The 25,902-nt window shown below is 60.9% G+C and carries 18 protein-coding genes; 3 read left to right on the top strand and 15 right to left on the bottom strand.

Going from position 1 to position 25,902, the window contains the following annotated elements:
* The 7 genes from AACW18_RS17605 to AACW18_RS17575 all read right to left on the bottom strand — a co-directional run.
* Positions 1 to 1,945: retention module-containing protein (locus AACW18_RS17605; protein WP_256351930.1), on the bottom strand; the 1,945-nt coding region annotated here is incomplete at its 3' end.
* 269 nt (positions 1,946 to 2,214) lie between these two features.
* Entirely contained in the window at positions 2,215 to 4,140 is a 1,926-nt protein-coding gene (locus tag AACW18_RS17600; protein ID WP_218389383.1) for an EAL domain-containing protein, read from the bottom strand.
* A gap of 3 nt (positions 4,141 to 4,143) precedes the next feature.
* On the bottom strand, positions 4,144 to 4,863 hold the full coding sequence (locus tag AACW18_RS17595) for a transglutaminase-like cysteine peptidase (RefSeq protein WP_218389404.1): 720 nt from the start codon (positions 4,861 to 4,863) through the stop codon (positions 4,144 to 4,146).
* A 148-nt stretch (positions 4,864 to 5,011) separates the two neighbouring features.
* Positions 5,012 to 6,343 carry a TolC family outer membrane protein gene (locus AACW18_RS17590; protein WP_042654726.1) on the bottom strand — a complete coding sequence of 444 codons (1,332 nt, stop codon included), beginning with the start codon at positions 6,341 to 6,343 and terminating at the stop codon, positions 5,012 to 5,014.
* Between the two features lie 35 nt (positions 6,344 to 6,378).
* Positions 6,379 to 7,788 (bottom strand): HlyD family type I secretion periplasmic adaptor subunit, encoded by a 1,410-nt coding sequence (locus tag AACW18_RS17585; RefSeq protein WP_042654725.1) that lies wholly within the window; start codon positions 7,786 to 7,788, stop codon positions 6,379 to 6,381.
* Complete coding sequence (locus AACW18_RS17580; protein WP_218389382.1) at positions 7,781 to 9,925, bottom strand: type I secretion system permease/ATPase; 2,145 nt, start codon at positions 9,923 to 9,925, stop codon at positions 7,781 to 7,783. The genes AACW18_RS17585 and AACW18_RS17580 overlap by 8 nt, the downstream gene beginning before the upstream one ends.
* A 373-nt stretch (positions 9,926 to 10,298) precedes the next feature.
* The gene (locus AACW18_RS17575) at positions 10,299 to 11,243 is read right to left on the bottom strand and encodes a TIGR01212 family radical SAM protein (protein WP_218389381.1); all 945 of its coding nucleotides are present in this window, start codon (positions 11,241 to 11,243) and stop codon (positions 10,299 to 10,301) included.
* A gap of 614 nt (positions 11,244 to 11,857) precedes the next feature.
* Between AACW18_RS17575 and gltB the strand changes: the two genes are divergently transcribed.
* Entirely contained in the window at positions 11,858 to 16,315 is a 4,458-nt protein-coding gene (gene gltB / locus AACW18_RS17570; protein ID WP_218389380.1) for a glutamate synthase large subunit, read from the top strand.
* Positions 16,316 to 16,327: 12 nt separating this feature from the next.
* The gene (locus tag AACW18_RS17565; protein ID WP_218389379.1) at positions 16,328 to 17,743 is read left to right on the top strand and encodes an FAD-dependent oxidoreductase; all 1,416 of its coding nucleotides are present in this window, start codon (positions 16,328 to 16,330) and stop codon (positions 17,741 to 17,743) included.
* A gap of 95 nt (positions 17,744 to 17,838) precedes the next feature.
* On the opposite strand, the gene AACW18_RS17560 is transcribed toward AACW18_RS17565, so the two are convergent.
* The 4 genes from AACW18_RS17560 to soxR form a co-directional block, all read right to left on the bottom strand.
* A complete protein-coding gene (locus AACW18_RS17560) occupies positions 17,839 to 18,600 on the bottom strand; it encodes an amino acid ABC transporter ATP-binding protein (protein ID WP_218389378.1) in 762 nt (253 codons plus the stop codon).
* Positions 18,597 to 19,253: an amino acid ABC transporter permease gene (locus tag AACW18_RS17555; protein ID WP_218389377.1), complete on the bottom strand. Its 657-nt coding sequence runs from the start codon at positions 19,251 to 19,253 to the stop codon at positions 18,597 to 18,599. Before AACW18_RS17555 ends, AACW18_RS17560 begins: the two co-directional genes overlap by 4 nt.
* A 57-nt stretch (positions 19,254 to 19,310) precedes the next feature.
* Positions 19,311 to 20,084: an amino acid ABC transporter substrate-binding protein gene (locus AACW18_RS17550; protein ID WP_218328179.1), complete on the bottom strand. Its 774-nt coding sequence runs from the start codon at positions 20,082 to 20,084 to the stop codon at positions 19,311 to 19,313.
* A gap of 301 nt (positions 20,085 to 20,385) precedes the next feature.
* Positions 20,386 to 20,844 carry a redox-sensitive transcriptional activator SoxR gene (gene soxR, locus AACW18_RS17545; protein ID WP_218328180.1) on the bottom strand — a complete coding sequence of 153 codons (459 nt, stop codon included), beginning with the start codon at positions 20,842 to 20,844 and terminating at the stop codon, positions 20,386 to 20,388.
* Between the two features lie 72 nt (positions 20,845 to 20,916).
* On the opposite strand from soxR, the gene AACW18_RS17540 reads away from it, so the two are divergent.
* Positions 20,917 to 21,894: a questin oxidase family protein gene (locus AACW18_RS17540; protein ID WP_218389376.1), complete on the top strand. Its 978-nt coding sequence runs from the start codon at positions 20,917 to 20,919 to the stop codon at positions 21,892 to 21,894.
* Here AACW18_RS17540 and AACW18_RS17535 read toward each other — a convergent pair.
* The 4 genes from AACW18_RS17535 to AACW18_RS17520 all read right to left on the bottom strand — a co-directional run bounded on the left by AACW18_RS17535 (position 21,891) and on the right by AACW18_RS17520 (position 25,735).
* The gene (locus AACW18_RS17535) at positions 21,891 to 22,325 is read right to left on the bottom strand and encodes a protease (protein ID WP_218389375.1); all 435 of its coding nucleotides are present in this window, start codon (positions 22,323 to 22,325) and stop codon (positions 21,891 to 21,893) included. The two genes, AACW18_RS17540 and AACW18_RS17535, sit on opposite strands and share 4 nt — an antisense overlap.
* A gap of 47 nt (positions 22,326 to 22,372) precedes the next feature.
* On the bottom strand, positions 22,373 to 23,416 hold the full coding sequence (locus tag AACW18_RS17530; RefSeq protein WP_218389374.1) for a M35 family metallo-endopeptidase: 1,044 nt from the start codon (positions 23,414 to 23,416) through the stop codon (positions 22,373 to 22,375).
* 277 nt (positions 23,417 to 23,693) lie between these two features.
* On the bottom strand, positions 23,694 to 24,338 hold the full coding sequence (locus AACW18_RS17525; protein ID WP_218389373.1) for a DUF2913 family protein: 645 nt from the start codon (positions 24,336 to 24,338) through the stop codon (positions 23,694 to 23,696).
* Between the two features lie 101 nt (positions 24,339 to 24,439).
* Positions 24,440 to 25,735 carry a DEAD/DEAH box helicase gene (locus tag AACW18_RS17520; RefSeq protein WP_218291874.1) on the bottom strand — a complete coding sequence of 432 codons (1,296 nt, stop codon included), beginning with the start codon at positions 25,733 to 25,735 and terminating at the stop codon, positions 24,440 to 24,442.
* Positions 25,736 to 25,902 lie beyond the last annotated feature (167 nt).

The raw sequence follows: 25,902 nt of genomic DNA, 5'->3' as shown, positions 1-25,902 counted from the left end.
CATCGTCGTTAACATAGCCATCGGCCCCTTCGCCATTGGCATAGTGGTCGGCCGCACCGGTAGTTTCATCCAGCGTCACCGCCAGCGCTGCCACGGCTTCGCCATTGGCCTCCACCGTCAGGGTCGGACCGTCGTCTTCGAAGCGGAAGGTCCCGTTGACACCCAGATCGAGACTGGCCTTGGCACTGTCGCCATCGGTGTCGGTCACGGTCTGTACCAAGGTCAGCACACCACTGTTCAGCGTCAGGCTGATGCTGTCATCCGGGTTGCCGGTGTTGCCATGCCAGACATTGTCCAGCAGATTCAGGGTAACGGCACCGGTGGCCGGATTGATGGTCAAGGTGAAGTAGTTCACCCCGTTGGCACTGCCGGTGATGACGTTGCCGACCTGGTTGAGCACTATCTGGGCACCCTGGCCATTGGCTGCCTGCGGATCGACCGCATAGAGGCCGCTTGCCACGTTATTGCCGCTCAGTGCCAAGCTGTAACCGATGCTACCCGCTCCATCCGCCCCAAAGGCATGACTGAACTGAGCTTGCACCAGCGCCGCCGTCAGGGTGGCGCTGGCAATGCCATCGCCCCCCACGCCACCCAGCTGCGGCACACTCTCATCCACACTGAATACACCCAGTTCGCCGGAACCAGGAACCAGGGCCACCCTCGGAACATCGTCCAGGATCACGGCATCCAGGCTGGCACTGGTGCTGTCACCATCGCTGTCCGTCAGCACAACGTTGAAACTTTCGGTCAGCGCAGTGTCATTGGCAGGCTGAGTGTGAGCCTCGTTATCGCTCAGGGTATAGCTGTAGGTGACGCTGCCAGTTCCGGTCACGGGGTTATAGCTGATGCCAGTGACCAGCAGCTGATTGCCCAGAGGGCCAAGGATCGCCTGCGGGAAACCACCGATGACCTGACCGTTGCTGATAAGCGTGACGCCACCCAGCGTCAGGCTCTGGACACCGTCCGCCGCATTGAAGGTAAAGGTACCACCCTGGGTCAGGGCCGCTGCGTTGGGGGCACTGCCATCAACCAAAGAGGCTTCATTCAGGACAAGCTCACCCCCCTCGACTTGCAATCCCCCCAGAGAAACAGGCTCATCCAGCGGGGTGATAGTGATGGCCAGCGTTGATGTGTCCGTGTCTTCGCCATCGGTCACTGTGTAATTCACCGGCGGAACAGGACCCGTATAGTTGAAGGTCGGAGTGAAAGTAAAAGTACCATCGGCATTGATGATTAATGTGCCTATACCGACCAAGGTAACAGCCACACCGGCCGGGATGCCAAGGTTAGCCCCCCAGTCATATGAGACGATAGAGGCCGCGAAAGGACCATCAGGATTGGTGCTGTTGAGCAGTAGATCGCCACTGATGGCCTGATTTTCCTGAGTGACGGCTGGCTCATCTTGATCATCGAGCTGATTCTCAGGCAGGAGATCATCTTCCTGCAGTAGATTCTGCACCGTCAGGGCATCATGGCTGGTATCAAACCCGGCGGCAGCTATGGTCGCATCACCGATCCGCTCGATCGTCACGAAACCACCGTTACCGCTGGCCCCGGCGACCCCGCCAATGCCACCGCCGCCACCACCGGCGGCAGGAGCGCCACCCGCAGCTGAAGCCTCGAAGCTCTTGGTCGGGTCAACCCCTTGCAGAATGGATTGTTGCAAGGCCGCAATTTCTGGAGGGAGGTTGCTGTTCTCGGCCGATGATGAGGGTTGCCCTTCGGCCGGTATATCTGTCTCGGCGGGGGCGGCTGCGGCCTGCCCGGGGTTGTCATCGTAGGGTGCCAACATCAATTTCGCATCGTCGGCAATATTGAGCTTGGCTCCCGGTTGTAATATCTCGCCAGGCTGGAGAGGACGGCTGCTGCCATCGGCAAGCAGGATCTGAACATTGCCTTCCACGGAAGAGACGACGACGGTTTTGTCGATGATTTGGGTGCGCATATCCATTGCTCCAGAGTGACAGATCTTGATGGATACACCTTAGATAGGTCCCCGGTACGTTTCAGTTGCAAAAAAGTACAACATTGAATCTGTTCAGCTCCATCCGATGCAGTGAATCGAACAATGTTTTTTTACACAACCAAATCAATAAATTAACAAAGCCTCTTTTGGATCTCGTGTTGATGTACTGTGGGGAAATGGCCAGACTTATTCTAAACGGGTATAAAAAAAGGCCCACATTGGGGCCTTTTCGGGATCGAGAACACCGCTTATGACAGCGGGAACGCCGGATGGACGAAACCCTGATAACCGTCGATGTGCAGTTTGGAAAGCACTTCAACCTGCTGCTGATCTTCCACACGGGTGGCAATGGTGGTGACGCCCGCATTGTGTGCGGCACGGCAGACGGCCGCCAGGAAGGAAGTGTCGGCACCCGGCTCCATGACTTGGCTGGTATAGCCATGGTCCACCTTGACATAGGCGGGTGACAGCTCCTCCAGATAACCGAGGGACTGGAAGTGGCGACCATAGTGATCGACCCCCCACTGGAAGCCATGCTCCTGCAGCACATTCACCAGGGCGGTCACCTGCTCCTTGTGTTTCATGATGGCGGCCTCGGGAATTTCGAACAGCAAGCGCTCTTTCAACTCGGCATGCAGGCCCAGATACCCCCTCAGCCACGTCAGGAATTCATCGGAGCAGAGGGAGCCCGCCGTGATGTTGACGGCCAGCACCAGATCGGGTTGCTGCCTGAGCAGCGGGGCACAAGCCTCCAGCACCGCCTGATCGAACTCGCCACCCAGCTTGAACTGTTCGATGGCAGGCAGGAACTGGCCGGCAAAGTAGTCGGTTCCATCACGGGAGATAGAGGCAAACAACTCGGCGTGCAGGCGCACCCCGTTGTCGAAGCGACAGGCTGGCTGTGCCTTGAAACGCCACAGGTTCCGGGCGATCGCATCCTGTACTAGGTCACGCCAGGCCAGGCGTCCCATCAGCCCCTGATCCGCTCCCCCTTCCATGACGACAGCGCCGCGCCGCTCGTTGCGTGCTTTGCCAAGCGCATTGTCCGCCTTGGTCAACAGAGCGGAAAGATCGTCATCACCATCACGACCGGCGATGCCGATCACGGAGAGCGCTCCCGCCTCACCCATGGGATTGACGACCAGATCGGCGATGCGGTTATTGATAAGCTCCGCCAGATCCTTGAGTTGCGACAGATCATCGGTCGGGCAGAGCAAGGCATACTCGGTGGCCGAGATACGGGCCAGCGCCGCCCCATCCCAACCTTTCAGCAACTCTTTCAGAACCTGGGCGATGGACTTGACCATGTTGTCCCGCGCGGCAAAGCCCTCTTCACGGTACAGATCATCCAGCATGTCGACAGCCACCAGCATGACGCCACCCTGACCAGCCTCGGCGATCCAGGCATTGACCTGGCCGACGAAATAGGAGCGGTTACCGAGCCCGGAGACGGCGTCCACATAGACCCGTGCCCTCAGGTTCTCGGCCTCATCAGCCTGCTCTTTGAACTGAAGTGCCAACTTGCTGGAGAGGGTATTGATGGCCTGCACCACCTGTTTCAGTTCACGGCTTTTTGGCTCGGGGATCGCATGCCCGAAATGGTGCAGCTCTATCTCGACCGCCTGATCGCAGATGAGTTTGAGCGGCTTGAGCAGGTAGTTGAGCGCCCGCATCAGCAGGATGGTGGTGAGCAGGAATCCGACCAGGAACCAGGTCGCCAGCTCGCTCATCCCCTTCCAGAGTTCGTAATAGGCTTGCCCCGGGTGACCCACGATCTTCAGCTTGCCCAGCTGCAGCCAGCCCGAGGTCAGAATAGATTCATTGGATACCTCAGGAAACAGACCCAGTTCGATGAACCACTGCGGCACTCCCTGGATATCGCTGCTGTTCTCGAGTTCGATGACATCCTTGGAGGCCAGCAGATCCAGCCGCACCAGCTTGTAGTAGCCGCCGTCGAACACGGCCTTGATGACGGATTCGGCACTCACCTTGTCCCCGTTCTCCAGATAAGGCGTCAGCGCCAGACCCAGTGCGGTGGAAGTATTGATGACGGTAGTTTCCTGCTGCTGTGCCAGATAGTTGCGAGTCGAATTGAACTGCACCCAGTAGGTGGCAGCAAACAGCAACCCGAACAGTAATAACATGGTTGCCAGTAATTGTCTGTAGAGCGTCATAGGTTAATCATCCAAATTCACCACAGGCCGAGCCAATCGCCCTGAAGTCATGCGATTGCGTAAATCAGTCCATAATCCCAAGCGTGATGACTGTCCGGCCAGTTCCCCTTGGCCACGCGCCTTCATCAACCACAAGTGACTACCGTTAAAGCTGTAAATAGGCATCAGATCCGCCCGCTGGCTGGCCGGGCGAATGGCACCGACGAGATTGTCCAGGATCAGAGGGACAGATGCGGGCGTCTCATAATAGGCAACAACCATATGAAACTGGTTATAATCCAATGCCTTGACATATACCATTCGCATTTTTTCATCCGGAATGCCCAGTTCCAGCAGCGTAAAATACTTGGAAATACTGAAATCTTCACAATCACCGCCGGCGGCCCCCAGAAATTCCAGCGGGGTCGCCCAGTAATCTTTCTTGCGCCACAGCTTGATATCATCGATGAAACGCATCTGGTTGAAAAACTGGTTCACCTTCTCCAGCTTCTGCCGCTCCGACAGGCCGGCTGCCTGATTCTGTACGGCCAGCATTCGCCAGCTGGTGACCCGTTTGCCTGCACGTGCGCCGTAAGTTTGCTCCGCCCTCTGCACCAGTTTGAGATCGTCGGATGACAATGGTTGGCTGGCACACAGCAGCAGGGGGAGCGAAAGCAGACACAACCACAGCAGATGGCGCAGCCAACGCAGGGATGGGCAGATGCACCAAGCCGGCCAAGGCATCTCACACGCGCTTGCCTTCCACCACAATGTCACATCATTCCCCTGCGGCATTCATGATTGTTATCTGTTGAAAACTGAAAGCGGAAAGGAATGACTGCAGCAAGCTGCAGTCATTCCTCGCCTCGACATCACATCAGCGCGATCGCCATCAGTTGTTGTTGGCCTGCCAGTCGGCCGGCTGCTGCACGTTCATGGCATTGAGCAGCCCCCCCATGGCATTGAGGATGCGGTAATCCGCCAGCAGGGAGTCATACTCGGCCGTGATGTAGCTGCGGCGAGCCTCGAACAGTTCGTTCTCCGTGTTCAGCACGTCCAGCAAGGTCCGCTGGCCCAGGCCGAACTGCTTCTTGTACGCCTGCACGGTGTCATAGCTGGCGTCCACGTGCTCTTTCAGGAAGACTTTCTGCTTGGCCAGTGACTCCTTGGCGTTCCAAGCCAGGCGAGTACCCTCTTCCACTTGGCGGAAGGCATTCAGGTGGATGTCTTTTGCCTGGGAGTAGAGTGCCGAGGTGGCTTTGCTTTCGGCCAGATCGGAACCGCCACGGAACAGGTTGTAACGCATCCGGACCATGGCGGTCAGGTCATCGTTACGGCCCTTGACCGCGTCTATGTCCTCATTCCAGTTCTGATCCACCTCGAAGGCCACGTTCGGATAGAAGCCGGACTTGGAGCCTTCATGCTGGTACTTGGCCTCTTCGATATCCTGCAGGGAAGAGAGCAGAGTCGGGTGTACCTCGGTGGCCGTCTTCAGTGCATCCTCCAGGCTGGCAGGGATCATCTGGGTATTGGGCGCCGGCTGCACCAGATCCTTGGGCACTTCATTCACGACCCGGATGAACTCACTCTCGGCATCCCGATAGTTGTTCTCGGCCGCGGCCTGGTTGGAGTAGGCGCGCGCGACACGACCATCGATCTGAGTCTGGTCGGCGGTAGAGCCGAGACCTGAATCAGTCCGCTTCTGGATGTCGCTGCGGATCTGCTCGTGGGTTTCCAGATTCTGCTTGGACAGCTCCAGAATCTCCTGCTGACGCAGCATGTTGAGGTACACCTCGGCCGTACGCAGCGCGGTGTTCTCCGCTTCGGAGATCATGGCCAGACGCTGGGCATTGGCTGCGGCATCGGTCCGGGCCACGTTGCTGCTGACATCGAAGCCGTCAAACAACATCTGGCGCAGGCTGATCCCGGCCTCTTTGCGGGTCATGGAATCATCGATGGTCTGTGAGTTGTTACCCGCAGCACGGGTCGAGGGGCTATCGGTCTTTTCATAACCGACGCCACCCCGCAGATCGATGGTGGGGTAGTAGCCGCCCTTGGCTCCATCGTGCTGGTACAGTCGCGCCTGATAGAGATCAAAAGCTTCCTTGATTTTCGGATGGGTAGCCAGTGACTGTGCCACTGACTGTTCCAGTGTTTGAGCCTGGCTCAGGCTCGGAAACAGTGCTGCGCCACTAACCAGCATGGCAACAATCGTCTTCTTCATGTTATCTCCAGTCATGTTGTTTTTAGATTGTTGGCTTATCGTTCTCTCAGTGCCGACTGCTTAGCCCGCAGGATGGGCTTTAGCAAATAGTCTAGGACACTTTTTTTACCAGTAATAATATCTGCACTGGCTAACATACCGGGGATGATGGGAAGTGCGTTAAGCTCATCCCCCAAGTAACTCTTCTCGGTGCGGACCCGGACCAGATAGAAGGAGTTGCCTTCTTCATCCTGGATCGAGTCGGCACTTATCTGTTCGACCTTGCCATGTAAGCCTCCATAAACGGTGAAATCATAAGCGGTTATCTTGACTACGGCCTCCAACCCAGGTCGCAGGAAGGCGATATCCTTGGGCGATACCTTGGCTTCCACCAGCAGGGTATCTTCCAGCGGCACTATCTCCATCAGATCCATGCCAGGCTGGACAACCCCACCCAGGGTATTGATCTTGAGCTTCTTGATGGTGCCCTTGAGCGGCGCGATCACGCTGGTCCGATCGACCCTGTCTCGCAGCCCGACCTGCCCCTCGGACAGCTGGCTTAGTTTTCCTTGCCGCTCGTTGAGATCGGTCTGTGAATCGGCGCGGAACTTCAGCGCGATATCGTTGCGCTTGGAAATGGTCTCCCGCAGCACCGAGTTGAGTTTGGGGATGAGCAGGCGATTGGCCTCAAGCTCCCCCTGCATCTCATTGACCTGTCGCTCCAGCTTGATCAGTTCAACCTGAGGCACTATCCCCTCCTTGGCGAGGGGGCGGCTGATGTTCAACTCCTGGCGAGCCAGATCCACGCTGCGCGCCACCGTTCTGATCTTGGCGTTGAGCTCTATGGTTTCCTGCTCTTTCTGCTCGATCTGCTGGCCGAGGATATAGAGCTGGTTGTTCAGGTTATTGAGCCGCTCATCCTGGACCGATTTCTCACGCGTCACATATTCGGCGAAGACGTTCTCGAACCCGTCGGGGAAGACGATGGGCTTCTTATCGATGACCACCTGCTCACGCCAGCCGAGATTGGGTTCGCTTTTGACCACCACGCTCTTGATCTCGGCACGCAGACGGGCGATGTCGCCCTTGAGGATCACCAGCTCCTGTTCACGCTCGCGAAAGTCAGACTTGAAGCGGGTATCATCGATGCGCAGCAGCGGTTGCCCCTTCTCGACTATGTCCCCCTCCCTGACGAAGATCTCCTTGACGATCCCCCCTTCCAGGTTCTGGATCACCTGCAGCTGACGTGACGGGATCACCTTGCCCTGACCTATGGTGACCTCATCCAGCTCCGCCCAGGCGGCCCAGATGATGGCACTCATGAAGAACAGGAAGCAGGACCACAGCAGTGCCCTGGCCCGGGTCGGCGTGGTCAGCAGAACGGCGGCGGCGCCATCGTCGACATACTCGAGATGCTCTGGCAGAACAGCGTCTGGTGCCGTTTTCTTGAACCAGTTTTTAGGCATTGGCCGTCTCCTGCATTCGCACCTTGCCTTCCTTTAGTTGTTGCAATACCACTTCTTTGGGCCCATCGGCCACTATCTGTCCCTGCTCCACGACGATGACCCTGGAGGCGACGTCCAACATGGAAGTCTTGTGGGTGATGAGGATCAGGGTGGTCTCCGGCCCCAGCCGTGCCAGTTCCTGTTTCACGTGCATCTCCGACTGGTTATCCATATTGGAGGTCGGCTCGTCCATCACCAGTATGGGGGGATCGTTGAGCAGGGCACGGGCCAGCAGGATCGCCTGACGCTGGCCACCGGATAGCTGGCGTCCGCCCTCACCGATCTGCCTGTCCAGGCCATTGGGATCCCGGTTGGTAAAATTGGTCACCCCGGCGCGCTTGGCCGCCCGCAAGACGCGCATGTCGTCCACCAGCGGGTTGCCGAGCATGATATTGTCTCGCACCGAGCCAAAGAACAGGGTCACATCCTGCGGCACACAGCCGATGTTGCGGCGAATGGCCGCCGGCGGCAGCTGATCCAGCTCGAAGCCATCGAGCCGCACCAGGCCATCAGTTGGTCGATACAGCCCCATCAACAGCTTCTCCAGCGTGGTCTTGCCCGCCCCGATCCGGCCTATGATGGCGACTTTCTCACCCGGCTCGATACGCAGATTGATGTTGTGCAGCGTGCTGCTTTCCATGCCCGGGTATTTGAAGGAGACGTTCTCGAACTCGATGCGGCCCAAGATAACGGGGTGATGGATGTATTGTTTGCCCTCTTCCTGCTCACCCGGCGTCATCATGATCTTCTCCAGGATATCCAGGGCAGACTTGGCCTGGTTGTAGCGGGTGGAGAGGACGGAGAGTTGCACCATGGGCGCGATGGCCCGGCTCGACAGCATGACAGCGGCGATCATGCCCCCCATGGTCACCAGTCCTTCCGAGATCTGGTAGACCCCGACGATGACCAGGCCCACGGTCACCACCTGCTGGATGTAGCTCGCCAGCGATGACATTGAGTTGGTGATGCGGCGGGTCTGCACGCCCCAGGTGGAGATGTGGGACACCGCCTGCTCCCAGCGATGCTGGAACATGCTCTCGGCGCCGAAGATCTTGACGGTTTCAAGGCCGGAGATGCTCTCGATCAGGTTGGCGTTCTTCTGGGAGGCAAGGCGGGAGCCCTCCTCGATGGACTGCTTGAGCGGCTCCTGAATATAGAAGCTGTACGCCACCAGGATCAGCATGGCGACGATGGGCACCACCACCATGACTCCGGCGAAGAGCCAGATGATGAACAGGAAGAAGATCGCAAAGGGCAGGTCAATCAGGGTGGAGACGGTGGCCGAGGTAAAGAACTCCCGCACCGATTCAAACTCCTGCAGATGCTTGGCGAAGGCCCCCGTCGAGGCGGGACGGGACTCCATCTTCATCCCCATCACCTTGGCGAAGATCTTGGCCGACAGCAGCACATCGGATTTCTTGCCGGCGATATCGATGAAGTAGCTGCGCAGCTGGCGCATCACGAAGTCGAAGGTGAACACCACCATGGCGCCCACCGCCAGTACCCAGAGCGACTCGAACGCCAGGTTGGGTACTATCTTGTCGTAGACGTTCATGGTGAACAGGGGGCTGGCCACCGCAAACAGGTTGATGAGGATGGAGGCGATCAGCACATCCCGATAGATGCCCCGGGATTCGAACAGGGTGCTCCAGAACCAGTGACCGTCGCGGGTCTCCAGCACCTTGGGGGAGCGCTCATCGAACTTGAACTGCTTCTTGACGAAGAACAGCCGGCCATTGTATTCGTCACCCAGCTGGGCCAGGCTGACCCACTGGGCCGCATCGCCGGCCTGGGGAAAGATCACCCTGCCCTGGGTCCTGTCCTCATTCCACTCCAGCAGGATGCAGGCGCCGCCGTTGCGGGTCTGCAGCACGCAAGGCAGCAGCAAGGAGGAGATGTTCTCGAGCGGCTGGATCACTTCACGGGCAGAGAGGCCGCCACGCTCGGCGGCGCGGGAGAAGAGCGCGGTACTCAGGCGACCGGATACCAATGGCAATCCCGTGGTCAGGGCATCCTGACTGTTGGGCACGCCATAAAAGCGGGTCAAGAAGACCAGGCATTCCAATAGCTCATCGATTCGGCTAGTTTCTGCTTGCATAGCATCCTGTCAAAACATGATTGAGACGGTTGTCGCGGGGAAATATCGCCATCCTGATTATGCCGGCGACCTCTTGAATAACAGAGCAGGGATCCCGTCACCGAAAGCCGACAACCAAATTAGCGCACAGGGCGATGACGTCACTCGTCATCGCCAGACCCAAATACCATCAAGCCGGGCAGCGATGGTCCATGCTCGGCGCCCGATGACGATGAGAATGCGACATCAAGTGCAAGAACCTCTGTCCGGTTAGGAAATAAAATTATTGATGACAATATCTTTTTCAAGCCGACCATCATATCAAGGCGACTTGAATGAAACTATACTGCAAAGACTGAATTTCATCTAATAACCCCCTGTTTTTTTAATGAAATTAGAGTGACAACTCATTAACGCCGGCGAGCGAGAAGGGTCTGCCAAGGCAAGATCCCTGGGCGCCAGAGCGGGCCAATTCGCTGGCAATGCCGGCCATCGCCGTCCAGCGGTTTTCACACCAGACCGGTGCCAACAGGGTCGGACGACGGGCCGAGGCCGAGATGCGGTGATAGACCACCTCGGGCGGCGTGTGCTGGATCATGGCGACCGCCGCCTCCACATACTGCTCCAGCGTCAACACCTCGAGGCGCCCCGCCTGCCAGGCCTTGCCGAGGGTGCTGCCTTCCACTACATGGAGCGGATGCAGTTTGATCCCCTCCACCCCCGTTTCTACGATGCGATGCAAGGTGTCCAGGCTGTCCATGGGGACCTCCCCCGGCAGGCCGACGATCAGATGGGCACAGATCTTGATGCCACGGCTATGGGCCCGCTGGACCGCATCGGCATAGGCGGCGTAGCCGTGACCCCGGTTGATGTGCTGCAACGTCTTGTCACTGGCGCTCTGCAAGCCCAGCTCCAGCCACACCTCATAGCCTCGAGCCTGGTAGCCGGCCAGCAGATCCAGCACCGCATCCGGCACGCAGTCGGGGCGGGTGCCGACGCAGATCCCCACCATGTCGCTGACCGACAACGCCTCCTCATACATGCGCTGCAGGTATTCCACCTCGGCATAGGTGCTGGTATAGGCCTGAAAATAGGCGAGGTAGCGTTTGGCCCGGGTGACCTCGTCCCGGCGGGCCAGCAGTTGCTGCACCACGGAGAGCTGCTGGGCCGACTCGTCGGCGAAGGAAGAGACGTTGCAGAAGGTGCAGCCACCGCGCCCCAGGGTGCCGTCTCTATTCGGGCAGGTGAAGGCGCCGTGAATGGAGAGTTTGTGGATCTTCTGGCCGTGCCGCTGCTTGAGATCCTGGCCGAATGTATTGACGAGTTCGTGTAACTGCATGACACCTCCGCTAAAGGGGCGCCATTGTACGGGCGGGAGCCAGTCGGGAGGCTGAGCTGGATCAAGCGAAGCCGGGAACCAAAAACATATAAATATTCATCATATACCGAATAAGTATCCGCCAACTGGGGGTTCAGGGTACTTTTGGAAACCATAGCGTCGACATGCATGATGAGAGAAGAGCCGAAATGGATCTCATAACTCTATGTAAGACATTGAAATTTCTTCAATAGCCCGCATGGAGATAAATGCAAGATGAAGAATGCCGAAATGTGATCCCTGCCAGACCTCATGACCCATGGGTTGGTAAGATTACTACAGTTCACCGGCACGATGCAGTCGACCACTAAAGCCAAAGTTATCAGCATAAAAAACCACAATATATAAATCTTAAAGATTTTTATTGAGATAATTCCCCCTAAACACTCTAAAACCGACATTTTGTTATGACGATGTAACATTGCAAACAGTCCGGATGTCCAATTGACCTTGTCCGAAAATCCCATTAGTTTGGAGATTCGCCACCTCAGGCGGACGGAACCACAAGAGCCAATCGCAATTTATGCAGTCTGTTGATGACAGTGCGATGGAAGGCCGAGCAAGGGAGAAATGCAATGTCACTATATGATCCAAAGCTGGAGAGGGATAACTGTGGCTTCGGCCTGTTGGCCCACATGGAAGGGGAAGCCAGCCACAAACTTGTCCGTCTCGCGATGTCAGCCTTGGCTCGCATGCAGCACCGCGGCGGCATCTCCGCCGATGGCAAGACCGGCGACGGCTGCGGCCTGCTGCTGCAAAAACCGGACAGCTTCTATCGGGCTGTCGCCGAGGAGAAGGGATGGCACCTGGGCCGCAACTATGCGGTCGGCATGCTGTTCCTGAACCCGGACCCCGTCCTGGCCCAGCAGACCCGCGACATCATCGACGAGGAGCTGGAAAGAGAGACCTTGAGTCTGGTCGGTTGGCGCAAGGTGCCTATCGATACCAATGTGCTCGGTCCCATCGCCAAGGCCTCCCTGCCCAGCATCGAACAGGTCTTTGTCAACGCGCCGCCAGGCTGGGTCGACAAGGATCTCGAGCGCCGCCTCTATATAGTGCGCCGCCGCATCGAGAAGCGCATCAGCGACGACTACTTCTATGTGGTCAGCCTCTCCAACCTGGTCACCGTCTATAAAGGACTGTGCATGCCGGTGGATTTGCCGCGCTTCTATCTGGATCTCGCAGACATCCGCATGCAGGCCGCCATCTGCGTGTTCCACCAGCGCTTCTCCACCAACACCAGCCCGCGCTGGCCGCTGGCGCAACCCTTCCGTTATCTCGCCCACAACGGCGAGATCAACACTATCGCCGGCAACCGCCAGTGGGCCAAGGCGCGCAGCTACAAGTTCGCCACCCCGCTGATCCCCGATCTGCAAGAGGCGGCCCCCTTCGTCAACACCACCGGCTCCGACTCCTCCAGCCTCGATAACATGCTGGATCTCTTCCTCGCCGGTGGCATGGACCTGTTCCGCGCCATGCGCCTGCTGATCCCGCCAGCATGGCAGAAGCACCCGAACATGGATGACGATCTGCGCGCCTTCTATGACTTCAACTCCATGCACATGGAGCCCTGGGATGGCCCGGCCGGCATCGTCATGACCGATGGCCGCTACGCCACCTGTGCGCTGGACCGTAACGGCCTGCGCCCGGCCCGCTACGTCATCACCAAGGACAAGTTCATCACCCTCGCCTCCGAGGTCGGCACCTGGGACTACACCCCGGACGAGGTGCTGGAGAAGGGCCGGGTCGGCCCGGGCGAGCTGTTCGTGGTGGATACCAGCAACGGCAAGGTGTGGACCAGCTTCGAGATCGATGACGATCTCAAGAGCCGTCATACCTACAAGCAGTGGATGGACAAGCACTGCAAACGGCTGGTGCCGTTCGAGCAGATGGATGACGCCAGCACCGGCGCCCGCGAGTTCTCGGACGATCAACTCAAGACCTATCAAAAACTGTTCGGCTACTCCTACGAGGAGCTGGATCAGATCATCCGCGTGCTCGGCGAGAACGGCCAGGAGGCGGTGGGCTCCATGGGGGATGACACCCCGATGGCGGTGCTCTCCTCCAGCCAGCGTACCCTGTACGACTACTTCCGCCAGATGTTCGCCCAGGTCACCAACCCGCCCATCGATCCGCTGCGGGAAAATCACGTCATGTCGCTGGCCACCTGTATCGGCCGCGAGCAGAACGTGTTCAACGAGACCTTCGGCCACGCCCACCGGGTGCTGTTCCAGTCGCCGATCCTGCTCTACTCCGACTTCCATCAGCTGCTGGCGCTGGAGGGGGAACACTACCGTCATGCGGTGCTGAGCCTCAACTACCAGCCCGAAGAGGGGTTGGAAGCTGCGCTCAACCGCGTCTGTGAGGAGGCCAAGGCCGCCGCCCAGGCCGGCACAGTGTTGCTGATCCTGTCGGATCGGGACGTCAGTGCCGATACCCTGCCCATCCCCGCCGCCATGGCGGTGGGCGCGGTGCAACGCACCCTGGTCGACAACAACCTGCGTTGTGACGCCAACATACTGGTGGAGACCGCCAGCGTGCGCGACCCGCACCACTTCTCGGTGCTACTGGGCTTTGGCGCCACCGCCATCTACCCCTATCTGGCCTACGAGACCATCGCCAAGCAGGTCGAGGAAGGCGTGCTCAAGATGAGCCTGCGCCAGGCCATGCTCAACTACCGCAACGGCATCAACAAGGGCCTCTACAAGGTGATGTCCAAGATGGGCATCAGCACTGTGGCGAGCTACCGCTGCTCCCAGCTGTTCGAGGCGGTGGGCCTCTCCCAATCCGTGGTCGAGCTGTGCTTCCGCGGCGTCGCCAGCCGTATCCAGGGCAGTGATTTTGGCGACATCCAGCAGGATCAGGTCAACCTGGCCCGCCAGGCCTGGCTGGCGCGCAAGGAGCTCACTCAGGGCGGCCTGCTCAAGTTCGTCCACGGTGGCGAGTATCACACCTACAACCCGGATGTGGTGCAGACCCTGCAAGTGGCGGTGCGCTCCGGCAACTACGCCGATTACAAGGAATACGCCAAGCTGGTCAATGAGCGGCCGGTCGCCACCCTGCGCGATCTGCTCGCCCTGAAACAGGGCACCAACCCGGTGGCGCTGGATCAAGTTGAGCCCGCGGCCAGCCTGTTCCCCCGCTTCGACTCCGCCGCCATGTCCATAGGCGCGCTGGGCCCTGAGGCGCACGAGGCGCTGGCGGTGGCCATGAACCGGCTCGGCGGCAAGAGCAACTCCGGCGAAGGTGGTGAAGATCCCAAGCGCTTCGGCACCGAGAAGAATTCCCGTATCAAACAGGTGGCATCTGGTCGCTTCGGCGTCACCCCGCACTACCTGATGAATGCGGACGTGGTGCAGATCAAGGTGGCCCAGGGCGCCAAGCCCGGCGAGGGTGGCCAACTGCCCGGTGACAAGGTCACCGCCCAGATAGCCAAGCTGCGTTACTCGGTGCCCGGCGTGACCCTGATCTCGCCGCCGCCGCACCACGACATCTACTCCATCGAGGATCTGGCCCAGCTCATCTTCGACATCAAGCAGATCAACCCGGACTGCCTGGTGTCGGTCAAGCTGGTCTCCGAGCCCGGTGTCGGTACCATCGCCTGTGGCGTGGCCAAGGCCTATGCCGACTTCATCACCGTCTCCGGTTATGACGGCGGCACCGGCGCCAGCCCGCTCAGTTCGGTCAAATACGCCGGTTCCCCCTGGGAGCTGGGCCTGGCCGAAACCCAACAGGCCCTGGTGGCCAACGGCCTGCGCCACAAGGTGCGGCTACAGGTGGACGGCGGTCTCAAAACCGGTCTGGACATCATCAAGGCGGCCATCCTCGGCGCCGAGAGCTTCGGCTTCGGCACCGGCCCCATGGTAGCGCTCGGCTGCAAATATCTGCGTATCTGCCACCTGAACAACTGCGCCACCGGCGTGGCCACCCAGGATGAGAAGCTGCGCCGCGAGCACTTCACCGGCCTGCCGGAGATGGTGATGAACTACTTCAAGTTCATCGCAGAAGAGACCCGCGAGCTGATGGCCCAGCTGGGGGTGACCCAGCTGACGGATCTGATCGGTCGCACCGATCTGCTGGAGGCCCTGCCCGGCCTCACCGCCCGTCAGGCCAAGCTGGATCTCTCCGGCATACTGGCGAGCCCGGTGGCACCGGCAGGCTCCAGCCTGTTCAGCCAGCAGCACAACCCGACCTTCGACAAGGGGCCGCTCAACCTCAAGATGGTGGAAGATCTGCTGGAGGCGGTCGAGCACAAGTCGGGCGGTGAATTCCGCTACGACATTCGCAACACCGACCGCTCGGTGGGGGCGCGCCTGTCTGGCGAGATCGTCAAGCGCCACGGCAACCAGGGCATGGCGTCCGATCCGGTTCGGGTCCACTTCAACGGCACCGCGGGCCAGAGCTTCGGCGTCTGGAACGCCGGCGGCCTAGAGATGATACTCACCGGCGACGCCAACGACTATGTGGGCAAGGGCATGACCGGCGGCAAGCTTGTGGTCAAACCCCACGTCGGCGTGGCATTCAAGTCCCATGAGGCGGCCATCATAGGCAACACCTGCCTCTACGGCGCCACCGGCGGCAAGCTCTACGCCGCAGGCACCGCGGGCGAGCGCTTCGCGGTGCGCAACTCCGGCGCCCTGGCGGTGGTCGAGGGGATAGGCGACAACGGTTGTGAATACATGACCGGCGGCATAGTCACCATACTCGGCACCACGGGCGTCAACTTCGCGGCGGGCATGACAGGCGGTTTCGCCTACGTGCTGGACGAGTGCGGCAACTTTGCCAAGCGCACCAACCCCGAGCTGGTGGAACTGCTGGACGTGGCGGATCTCGCCATCCATCAGGAGCACCTGCGCGGCATCATCACGGCGCACCTGAACGAGACAGGCAGCTCGCGCGCCGAGGAGATACTGGCCAACTTCGACTCCTATGTGCCCAAGTTCAGGCTGATCAAGCCCAAGTCCAGCGACGTCAAGTCCCTGCTTGGTCACACCAGCCGCTCTAGTGCAGAACTCAGAATCCAGGCGCAATAAGGAGGGAACCCTATGAGCCAGAACGTATTCCAGTTTATCGATGTCCAGCGGGTCGACCCGCCGAAGAAACCGCTCAAGATCCGCAAGATCCAGTTCGTGGAGATCTACGAGCCCTTCAACCAGGCCCAGGTGGGCATGCAGGCGGATCGTTGCCTCGACTGCGGCAACCCCTATTGCGAGTGGAAGTGCCCGGTGCACAACTACATCCCCAACTGGCTGAAGCTGGCCAACGAGGGACGCATCCTGGAGGCGGTGGAGCTCTCCCACCAGACCAACAGCCTGCCGGAGGTGTGCGGCCGGGTCTGCCCGCAAGATCGGCTGTGTGAGGGTGCCTGCACCCTCAACGACAGATTCGGCGCCGTCACCATAGGCAACATCGAGAAATACATCACCGACAAGGCGTTCGAGATGGGCTGGCGCCCGGATCTCTCCAAGGTGGTGAAGACCGGCAAGCGGGTCGCCGTTATCGGCGCCGGCCCGGCCGGGCTCGCCTGCGCCGACGTACTGGCACGCAGCGGTGTCAGCGCCGTGGTGTTCGACAAGTATCCGGAGATCGGCGGCCTGCTGACCTTCGGCATCCCCTCCTTCAAGCTGGAAAAAGAGGTGATGCAGCGCCGGCGCGAGATCTTCGAGGGCATGGGGATCGAGTTCCGCCTCGAGACCGAGGTGGGCCGGGATGTCACCTTCGCCGATCTGCTCGGTGAGTTCGATGCGGTCTTCCTCGGGGTCGGCACCTACAAGTACATGAAGGGCGGCTTCGAGAATGAGACGGCGCCCGGCGTGTATGACGCCCTGCCCTACCTCATCTCCAACGCCAACCGACTGTTGGGCTTTGAGAAGGCGCAGGCCGATTACATCGACTTCGCCGGCAAGCAGGTGGTGGTGCTCGGCGGTGGCGATACCGCCATGGACTGCGTGCGCACCGCCATCCGTCAGGGTGCGGACAAGGTGATCTGCGCCTACCGTCGCGATGCCGAGAACATGCCGGGCTCCAAGCGGGAGGTGAAGAACGCCCACGAGGAAGGGGTGGAATTTATGTTCAACCTGCAGCCCATCGGCGTGGAGCTCGATGCCCATGGCCGCACCTGCGGCATCAAGGTGGTGAGCACCGAGCTCGCAGCCCCCGATGCCAACGGCCGTCGCAATCCGGTGGTTGTGACAGGCTCCGAGCAGGTGCTGGCCGCCGATGCGGTGGTGATGGCGTTCGGCTTCCAGCCCAACCCCCAGCCCTGGATGGCGGAATACGGCATCGAGCTCGACAACCGGGATCGCATCAAGGCCCAAGAGAAAGCGGATTATGCCTTCCAGACCAGCAACCCCAAGGTGTTCGCCGGTGGCGACGCGGTGCGCGGCTCGGATCTGGTGGTGACCGCCATCTACGAGGGCCGCAAGGCCGCCGAGGGGATCATGGACTACTTGGCCGTTTAATCTGCCATCCAAGGTTCACCTCCCCCAGGAAAACAGCCCCGCATCTGCGGGGCTGTTTTTTTGGGTGGCTAACCACCCGTTCACCACGGCGGCCACTAGATGCTCCAGTTCTCCGGCAACCGCTCGGTCAGGGTGGAGATGTACTCGAAGGTGCGTGCTCGCCTGGGGGTGGTGAACATCTGCTGCGCGCTGCCCGCCTCCACTATCTCCCCCGCTTCGAGGAAGATCACCTGCTGCGCTATCTGGGCCGCCAGGCGCAGATCATGGGTGGCGATCAGCATGGTGGTGCCTTCGCGGGCCAGCTGGCGCAGCACGGCCACCACCTCCAACGCGAGTTCGGGATCCAGTGCCGAGGTCGGCTCGTCACAGAGCAGCACCTTGGGTGACTGGGCCAGTGCCCGCGCGATGGCGACCCGCTGCTGCTGGCCGCCGGAGAGGGTGGCGGGCACAGCCTCGGCCTTGTGGCTGAGCCCCACCTTGTCGAGCAACAGCACACCACGCGCCACCGCCTTGGCCTTCGGCCACTTCAGCACCGTCACCAGGCCTTCGATCACGTTCTCCAGCACCGTCATGTGCGGAAACAGCTGGAAGTTCTGGAACACCATGCCAGTCTGCTGGCGCAGGCTCAGCACGCTCTGGCGCGGCAGGTGATGGGAGAAGTCGAGCTCGATCCCCCCCAGCACCAGTCGCCCCGCATCCGGCCGCTCCAGCAGATTCACGCAGCGCAGCAGGGTACTCTTGCCGCTGCCGGAGGGACCGATCAGCGCGGTGACGCTGCCCGCCGCCAGCGCGAGACCAACCCCCTTCAGCACCCGCTGGCCGCCAAATTGCTTCTCGATACCACTCAACCGGATCATGGGGCGACCTCCCGGGTCTCTTTATGAGTCAACTTGCGCTCCAGCCAGTCTTGCAGGGTGGAGAGCACCGAGCTGAACAGCAGGTAGATGATGGCCGTCTCGGTGTAGAGGATGAGCGGCTCATAGGTGACGGAGGCGAGCCGCTGAGCGGCCTGGAACAGCTCGGGCACCGTCACCGCCGCCGCCAGCGAGGTGTCCTTGACCAGCGAGATGAAGGTGTTGGAGAGCGGTGGCACCGCGATGCGCGACGCCTGTGGCAATATCACCCGCCACATCACCTGGGGCCAGTTCATGCCGATGGAGTGGGCCGCCTCCCACTGCCCTTTCGGGATAGCCGCCAGGGTGGCGCGGATGATCTCCGAGCTGTAGGCGCCGATGTTGAGGGTGAAGCCGATGACCGCGGCGGTGAAGGCATCCAGCACTATGCCGGCGCTCGGCAAGCCGTAGAAGATGAGGAACAGCTGCACCAGCAGTGGCGTGCCCCGAATGAGCCAGACATAGAAGCGGACCAGCGCAATCAGGGGAGCCGGGCCATACAGCCTTGCCAGTGCCACCAGAAATCCAAGCAATATTCCCAGCACGAAGGTGATCAGCGTCAATGGCACGGTAAAAATAAGCCCCGCGCTGAGCAGGGGCCAAAAAGAGTCGATCATTAACTGCAACCAGGCTGGCACGTTAATTTCCTCGATTGTTATTATGTTGCCGCGATATTATTGCGAGACGTCAGTGCCAAAATATTTCAGCGATATCTTCTGATAGCTGCCGTCTTGCTTGGCGGTGCGCAGCGTCTGATTGATGGCGGCCAGCAATTCCGGTTGTCCCTTGGCGAGCAGCACGGCCGATTGATCCCCCTTCGCCTCGGTTGCCGCCACCTTCAACTTGGCATCCGGCTTCTGTTTCTTGAAGTCCAGGTAGGAGAGACTGTCGTTGATGGTGGCATCCACCCGCCCGCTCAGCACCAGCTCCAGCGACTGGTTGAAGCCCTCGGTGGCCACCACCTCGGCCCCCGATGCCTTCGCCAGTTGGGCGAAGTTGCTGGTCAGGGACTGGGAGGATTTCTTGCCCCTCAGATCCGCGAAGCTGTTGATGCTGCTGTTGTCGCTGTGCACCACCACCACCGCCTTGGAGATGATGTAAGGATCTGAAAAATCATATTTTTTCAGCCGATCCGGGGTGATGGCCACCTCGTTCAGCACCAGGTCGTAGCGCCTGGCATCCACCCCGGCGATGAGCCCATCCCACTTGCCTTCGACGAAGTCCGGCTTGACCCCGAGACCGCTGGCGATCAGTTCGCCGATCTCCACATCAAAGCCCACCAGCTTGCCGCTCTTGTCGTGATAGGTGAACGGGGGGTATGCGCCTTCGGTGCCTATCTTGATCACCCCGGCGCTCTGGATAGAGGCAAGACTGGATTGGGCCTCGGCCGAGGTCATCACGGCCAGGGGAAGCGCGGCTAATAAAAACAGGGATCGCAAATGTTTCATTATTTACCTCGTTATATTTATGAGCATCCAACTTCTTGCCAAGGATAATAGGATGAAGCCATGTGATTATTATTCAGGGCTCCCGACGCCATCGTAATAACCCGATATTGATGCGGTGTTGACGGCATGGACAAAACATAACGCGGGGGGTGCCGTTATCGAACCATGAAATATGGCGATATTAAGCAAGATAATGACTAACGAAGATGGCGAGGGGATGGGTCAACAAATAGGGATGGGCAAGTACGGGGGCCTCGGCGCACCAGATGCCGAGCCAGCGTTCATGTTTATCATCTTCTGATCACTCGCCGGATGGCGGCACATCCCCCAGCAGATAACGGGGGCCGCTGCCCTGCCCGGCGGCCTGATCGGCCGGGTTGTAGAGGGCGCAGTGATCGAGTGACAGGCAACCGCAGCCGATGCAGGAGGTGAGCTTGCGCTTCATCAGTTGCAGAGCCTCGATACGCCGATCGAGCAGCCCCTGCCACTGGCTGGCGATCTGCTCCCAGTCGCCGCGATCCGGGGTGCGGCCATCGGGCAGGCCGGCGAGCGCCTCGCCAATCTCGCCCAGGCTCAGTCCCATCCCCTGCGCCACCCGGATGAAGGCGATGCGACGCAGCGCATCCTGCGGATAGAGGCGCCGCCCGCCGTCGTTGCGCACGCTGCTCAGCAAGCCCCGCTGCTCGTAGAAGCGCAGGGCGCTGGCGTTGACGCCTGAGCGTTTGACTATCTGGCCGATGGCCAACCACTTGCGCTGCATCTTCACCCTTGACCTCAAGTTAGCTTTAACTTGCACAATCCTGTCTCCCCTCATAAAAGGAGTCAAACGCTTATGGATTACCTGCATGCCCTGCTCGATGCCAACCAGACCTTCGCCCTCAATGGCCGGGACACCACCAACCACTGCCCCATGGCGCTGCACGCCCTGCACGAGATGGGGGCCAGTCCCCAACAGTTGCAGCACTTCTTCACCCATTGGCAGACCACCCAGGCCCTGCCGGCCGGGGTGAACAATCAGGGCGAAGAAGCGGAGACCCTGTTCGTGGAGCTGCGCCAGCAGCTGGTGCTCCGCTTCGCCAAAGAGGGCTGGTTGCCCAGCTTCGAAGAGCTGCTGGCGCGGCGCGGCTCACCCGCGGGGGGCGCCTTTCACCCCCTCATCCGCTTCGCCTACGCGCTGGAAAATGGCCATGTGGGAGAGCAGGCGGCGGCGCTGGCCGCCTGGCAGTGCAAGGCCCTGATCCTGCCTGCCGGGGAGGGGGCGCCCTGCCGGGACGTCACCCGCCTGCTGGCCGGGCTGTCGGCCCACTGGGAGGGATCGCGCTGGCAGGGCGAGTGGATCACCGCCCGCCTGCGGCAGGTGGCGGCGGATCCGCGCTGGCCAGGCTCGCTGCCACGCAGCCTCGCTGATGGGCAAGATGTGCTGGCACAGCTGGCCGAGGCCGCCCTGCCCCTCTATTGGCAGACCCGCAACTTCACAGTGCTGCATCTGGTGACCGGCAGCCGGGCCGCCGCCATAGTCGCGCGCCACCTGCCAGAGGCGCTGCAAGCCCCCTGGCAAACGCTGATGTGGCAGGGGGTGGCCGCCGCCTACATCACGGTCGGGGCGCCGGCGCTGCACGCTCAGCGCTGGCCGGATACCACAGGGCTGGATTGGGAGCTGGTGCTGCCGCGGGCGCTGGTCAGCCTGGACGATCATGTGATCAAGCTGGTGCACTGCTGCTGGCGGGAGCGGGCGCGCTCGCCCCATTATCTGGCGGTCGCTGCCCGCGCTGTGGGGCTGCTGGACGCGACGGGACGCAGCGCCGCTTAGGGCGCGGCGATACGGCTGAAGCTGATGGCGGGGCAGAGCGGCGCCACCCCCTGGGTCAGGGTCAGCGGCTGGGCGCGGTAGCTGAGGTGATAGACCCCGGGGCGCGACAAGTCGTAGACCTGGGTCAGCTCCGCATCCGCCCGGCTCTGCTGGCCGGCACCCAGGATGAAGAAGTCGTCGGCGCCGGGGTTGCCCCGCTTGGCGAGCGGCCCCTTATAGGCTATCGGCCGATCCGCCAGGGTGAGATCGATGGCATCGGCGAACCAGCCCTCGAACGGGGTGAACCAGCTCAACACCTCGATGGGCCCCTCCCCCTGGTTGGTCAGGGTCATCACCAGGGGCAGCGGCTCGTTCACCCGGCTTTCGGCCTGCACCGACAGTTCGCACTTCAGGGGGGCGAGCGCGAGCGTAGTCAGCAAGAGCGTCATCATGGCGCCTCCTTCCTTCAAAAGGGGGCCTCGCGGCCCCGATCAAGAGATCAGTTTTCGCTCGGGGTGTTCTCGGCGAAATACTCGTGGTTGTCGGCGTTACCCAGCGCCTTCAGCGGATCCGTGCTCGCCAGGTTGCGGGCATTGGCCTGACCGTAACCCAGATCGTCCGTCCCTGCCACCAGGTTGAAGTGGCTCAGCTCGTGGACTATGGTGCCGGCGCGGGAGTCGGTGCCGGTGACGGGGGCGGTCCAGAAGCTCTTGCACAGGTAGACCTTGTAGGGCTGATCCGGATAGACGTAGGCGAAGTAGCTCTGCTTGCAGCCGCAGTCGAAGGTGAGCGGCTTGTTGTCTATTGCATCCTTGATCTTGCTGAAGTGGGTCTCGGCCTGATCCCAGCGGGAGGCATCATAGGCGCCAAACCAGCTGCGATAGCGCTGGCCACTCGGCTTGTCCACCGCCAGGTAGCTGCTGGAGTCGTTGCTGATGGTGCCGGCTGCATCCAGCGCCGTCAGGATGTCGCTCTTCTGGGTGTTGGTGCAGCGCCCGCTGAAGCTGACCGAGGCGGTGATGGCCTGCGGCTCGACCAGGGGAGCGGCCTTGGCCTGCACCCGCTCATCGTTCACCCCCTCCACCCAGAGGCTGACGGCGTTGGACTCGCTGGCCTGGGCCTGCTTGGCCTTGGCGGCCTTCGCCTCCTGCGGCAGGGTCGGCAACCGGTAGCGGATGCTGTATTGGCCCTGGGCGCTCATGTCGTAGAGGCCGGACACCTCGGCCTGCAGCGTCAGGCTCTGACCGGCCTTGAGCTGCTGGAAGTCCTTGTCGGTCGGTGCCGCCCGCTTGATCAGGGCCCCCTCGTAGCCGACTCGCTGGCCATCGCGCTCCACCAGGAACAGGGGCGCGTCCTCGCTGCCCGGCAGTTGCCAGTTGAGCAGACGGATGGGCTTATCCCCCGTGTTGGTCAGAGTCAGGTTGACGCGCACATCGTCCGTGCCGCCATCCACCAGGGTGAGCCTGGCATCGAGCCCGGCGGCGCAGAGCGGAGAGGCCAGCATCGCGGCCAGCAGCAGGGCAATTGGAGTTGCTTTCATCATGTTTCCTCATTCATTGAGTAGCGCCATCAGGCGGTTTGCTTCCCTAAGGCCCTCTTTGGGGCCCACTCACCCTAGAGCAGAAGTTTTGCGCCACCATCTCACCATATGGGGGACGCCCCCCATCGGAGGGGGCACCTCGCAACCCCCTCGCCCTGCGACAGCATTGGGGGAAAAAACAGATGAAGGCGTCGCCCCGTCACTCGTCCCTGCCCTGCCTTTTGGCCATAAAAAACCCCGGCACAGGGCCGGGGTCATAGGGGCGAGCAGAACAACGTCGTCAGGCACTGGCCTCGGCCAGCAGCGCCAGGGCGGGCTGGGCATTGGCGGGCACCAGTCGATACGCCTTGTGGTGCTTGACCAGGGTGGCCTTCTTGTCGCCCTGGCTCAGCAGCAGGCCCTGTGCAAAGGCCGCCTGTGCCAGTTGCTTCTCGTCACCGCGCACATAGAGGGTCAGCGGCTTGAGCAGCTCCCCTTCGGCGATATGCCCCTGATACTCGCTGGCCGAGATCACCAGGCTGGACTGACCCTGACTCAGCAGCCGCAGCTTGGCGTCCAGTTCGCTGTCGGTAAACACTAACCAACCCGCCTCTTCCAGCTCGGCCAGCAGGGTGGCGAGCCTGGCGCCCAGCTGCTCGGGCACCGCCATGGCACGGCCGTACTGGCAGACGATGCGCTCCAGCAGCCCCTTGAGATCGGCGCCGGCCCCCAGGGTACGGCCCTGCTGGATCCAGCCTTTCAGATCCTCCATCACCAGCCGGGAGAAGCGCTTCTCCTTGAGGGAATCCGCCATCCAGGTGCAGAGGAAGTGACTCTCCTGGGCGGGAGTGCGCTTGCCGGCCTTCTGCTCGGCGGTGCGCGCCAGCTCGGCCAGGCTCTGGGTGGCCATGTCGAACAGGGCCTGATTGTAGTTGGGAGGGGTCATCACGGATCCTCAGAGAGACGGGCGGGTCATCAACAGCGTAAAGGCGCCACTGGCGCCTTTACGGGATGGGGGCTGCTGGCCCCCGCGCAGAGCTTGCCTGCTTATTTCGACTGACGGGGCTTCTTGGCGGCCGCCAGGCGCTTGAGGCGCTGACCCTGCAGCTTGGACTCCGCCATGGCCTGGGCGGCGGCGTTGTCGGCACGCTGGGGACGTTTGCCGAAGCGACGACGCTCATGCAGTTGCTGGATCAGTTCGTCACGGCTGCTCACCTCGTAGCCCGGCACCATGATGCGGCGGATCTTCTGGCCGATCAGTGCCTCGATCTCGATCAGGGTGCGCTCCTCTTCACGGCTGACGAAGGAGATCGCCATGCCGCTCTTGCCGGCGCGGCCGGTACGGCCGATGCGGTGGACGTAATCCTCGGCCAGGAACGGCAGATCGTAGTTGACCACGTACTCCAGATCCGGGATATCCAGCCCACGGGCGGCCACCTCGGTGGACACCAGCACCCGCACCTTGCCTTCCACGAATTCGCGCAGGGCGCGGCGACGGCTGCCTTGCGCCTTGTCACCGTGCACCACGGCGGCCTTGATGCCATCCAGGTTCAGCTCTTCCACCAGCACGTCACAGCTCTCGCGGGTGCTGGCAAACACCAGCACCTGTTGCCAGTTCTGCTTGCCGATGAGCTCGGACAGCAGCTCGCGCTTGCGCTTCTGCTCCACCGGATAGACGGTGTGGCTGACGGTGTCGGCGGTGGAGTTCTGCTTGTTGACGCTGATGATCTGCGGGCGGTCCAGCATCAGGTTGGCGAGCTTCTTCACCGCGTCGGAGAAGGTGGCGGAGAACAGCAGGTTCTGGCGCTGCTTGTTGACCGCTTGCAGGATCTGCTGCACATCGGCGCTGAAGCCCATGTCGAGGATGCGATCCGCTTCGTCAAGCACCAGGCACTCGACACCGGAGAGGCTGAGGTTGCAGGCGGTCAGGTGCTCCAGCAGACGACCCGGGGTCGCCACTATGATGTGAGCGCCCGCTTTCAGCTTCTTGGCCTGCACGTCTTGCTTGCCACCGCCCACCAGCGTCAGCACGGTGATCTCGAGGTACTTGGCGAAGTCATTGATGTTGTTCGTGATCTGCTCGGCCAGCTCGCGGGTCGGGGTCATGATCAGCACCCGGGCGTTGGACGGCTGCAGCTCGGCCGGCTTGTCCAGCAGGCGTTGCAGGATCGGCAGCGCGAAGGCGGCGGTCTTGCCGGTCCCGGTCTGGGCGCTGGCCAGCACGTCGCTACCACGACGGATGGTCGGGATCGCCTGTTGCTGCACAGGGGTCATCTCCTGATAACCGCAATCTGAGATGGCGCGCAAAATCTCGGGGGCAAAATCGAACGATTCAAATCTCATATTGGGTTCCTGTGTTCCAGCTGGGCTGTAGTTGGCTTAAGTGGCTTGAGCCGGCTTGTGGCGCGGCATCGGCGAGGCTTGCGGCCAAGGACGGCTGATTCTGACATAGCGTCAGAGAGTGAGCCGGAAAATGGCGGGCGCGAAGTGTAACAGATAGGCGTCACAAA

The sequence above is a fragment of the Aeromonas sp. sia0103 genome (assembly GCF_963895295.1).
Lineage (GTDB): Bacteria > Pseudomonadota > Gammaproteobacteria > Enterobacterales > Aeromonadaceae > Aeromonas > Aeromonas encheleia.
The sequence above is the reverse complement of the archived record's forward strand: the minus strand, read 5'-3'. Positions and strand labels throughout refer to the sequence as shown.

What these genes read in the sequence shown, in the direction of transcription:
- AACW18_RS17575 (WP_218389381.1), bottom strand. Translation starts at nt 11,243, where the DNA reads ATGCAGTTACACGAACTCGTCAATACATTCGGCCAGGATCTCAAGCAG.
- AACW18_RS17550 (WP_218328179.1), bottom strand. Translation starts at nt 20,084, where the DNA reads ATGAAACATTTGCGATCCCTGTTTTTATTAGCCGCGCTTCCCCTGGCC.
- AACW18_RS17585 (WP_042654725.1), bottom strand. Translation starts at nt 7,788, where the DNA reads ATGCCTAAAAACTGGTTCAAGAAAACGGCACCAGACGCTGTTCTGCCA.
- AACW18_RS17540 (WP_218389376.1), top strand. Translation starts at nt 20,917, where the DNA reads ATGGATTACCTGCATGCCCTGCTCGATGCCAACCAGACCTTCGCCCTC.
- AACW18_RS17595 (WP_218389404.1), bottom strand. Translation starts at nt 4,863, where the DNA reads ATGCCTTGGCCGGCTTGGTGCATCTGCCCATCCCTGCGTTGGCTGCGC.
- AACW18_RS17565 (WP_218389379.1), top strand. Translation starts at nt 16,328, where the DNA reads ATGAGCCAGAACGTATTCCAGTTTATCGATGTCCAGCGGGTCGACCCG.
- AACW18_RS17520 (WP_218291874.1), bottom strand. Translation starts at nt 25,735, where the DNA reads ATGAGATTTGAATCGTTCGATTTTGCCCCCGAGATTTTGCGCGCCATC.
- AACW18_RS17555 (WP_218389377.1), bottom strand. Translation starts at nt 19,253, where the DNA reads ATGATCGACTCTTTTTGGCCCCTGCTCAGCGCGGGGCTTATTTTTACC.
- AACW18_RS17590 (WP_042654726.1), bottom strand. Translation starts at nt 6,343, where the DNA reads ATGAAGAAGACGATTGTTGCCATGCTGGTTAGTGGCGCAGCACTGTTT.
- gltB (WP_218389380.1), top strand. Translation starts at nt 11,858, where the DNA reads ATGTCACTATATGATCCAAAGCTGGAGAGGGATAACTGTGGCTTCGGC.
- AACW18_RS17560 (WP_218389378.1), bottom strand. Translation starts at nt 18,600, where the DNA reads ATGATCCGGTTGAGTGGTATCGAGAAGCAATTTGGCGGCCAGCGGGTG.
- soxR (WP_218328180.1), bottom strand. Translation starts at nt 20,844, where the DNA reads ATGCAGCGCAAGTGGTTGGCCATCGGCCAGATAGTCAAACGCTCAGGC.
- AACW18_RS17530 (WP_218389374.1), bottom strand. Translation starts at nt 23,416, where the DNA reads ATGATGAAAGCAACTCCAATTGCCCTGCTGCTGGCCGCGATGCTGGCC.
- AACW18_RS17580 (WP_218389382.1), bottom strand. Translation starts at nt 9,925, where the DNA reads ATGCAAGCAGAAACTAGCCGAATCGATGAGCTATTGGAATGCCTGGTC.
- AACW18_RS17535 (WP_218389375.1), bottom strand. Translation starts at nt 22,325, where the DNA reads ATGATGACGCTCTTGCTGACTACGCTCGCGCTCGCCCCCCTGAAGTGC.
- AACW18_RS17600 (WP_218389383.1), bottom strand. Translation starts at nt 4,140, where the DNA reads ATGACGCTCTACAGACAATTACTGGCAACCATGTTATTACTGTTCGGG.
- AACW18_RS17525 (WP_218389373.1), bottom strand. Translation starts at nt 24,338, where the DNA reads ATGACCCCTCCCAACTACAATCAGGCCCTGTTCGACATGGCCACCCAG.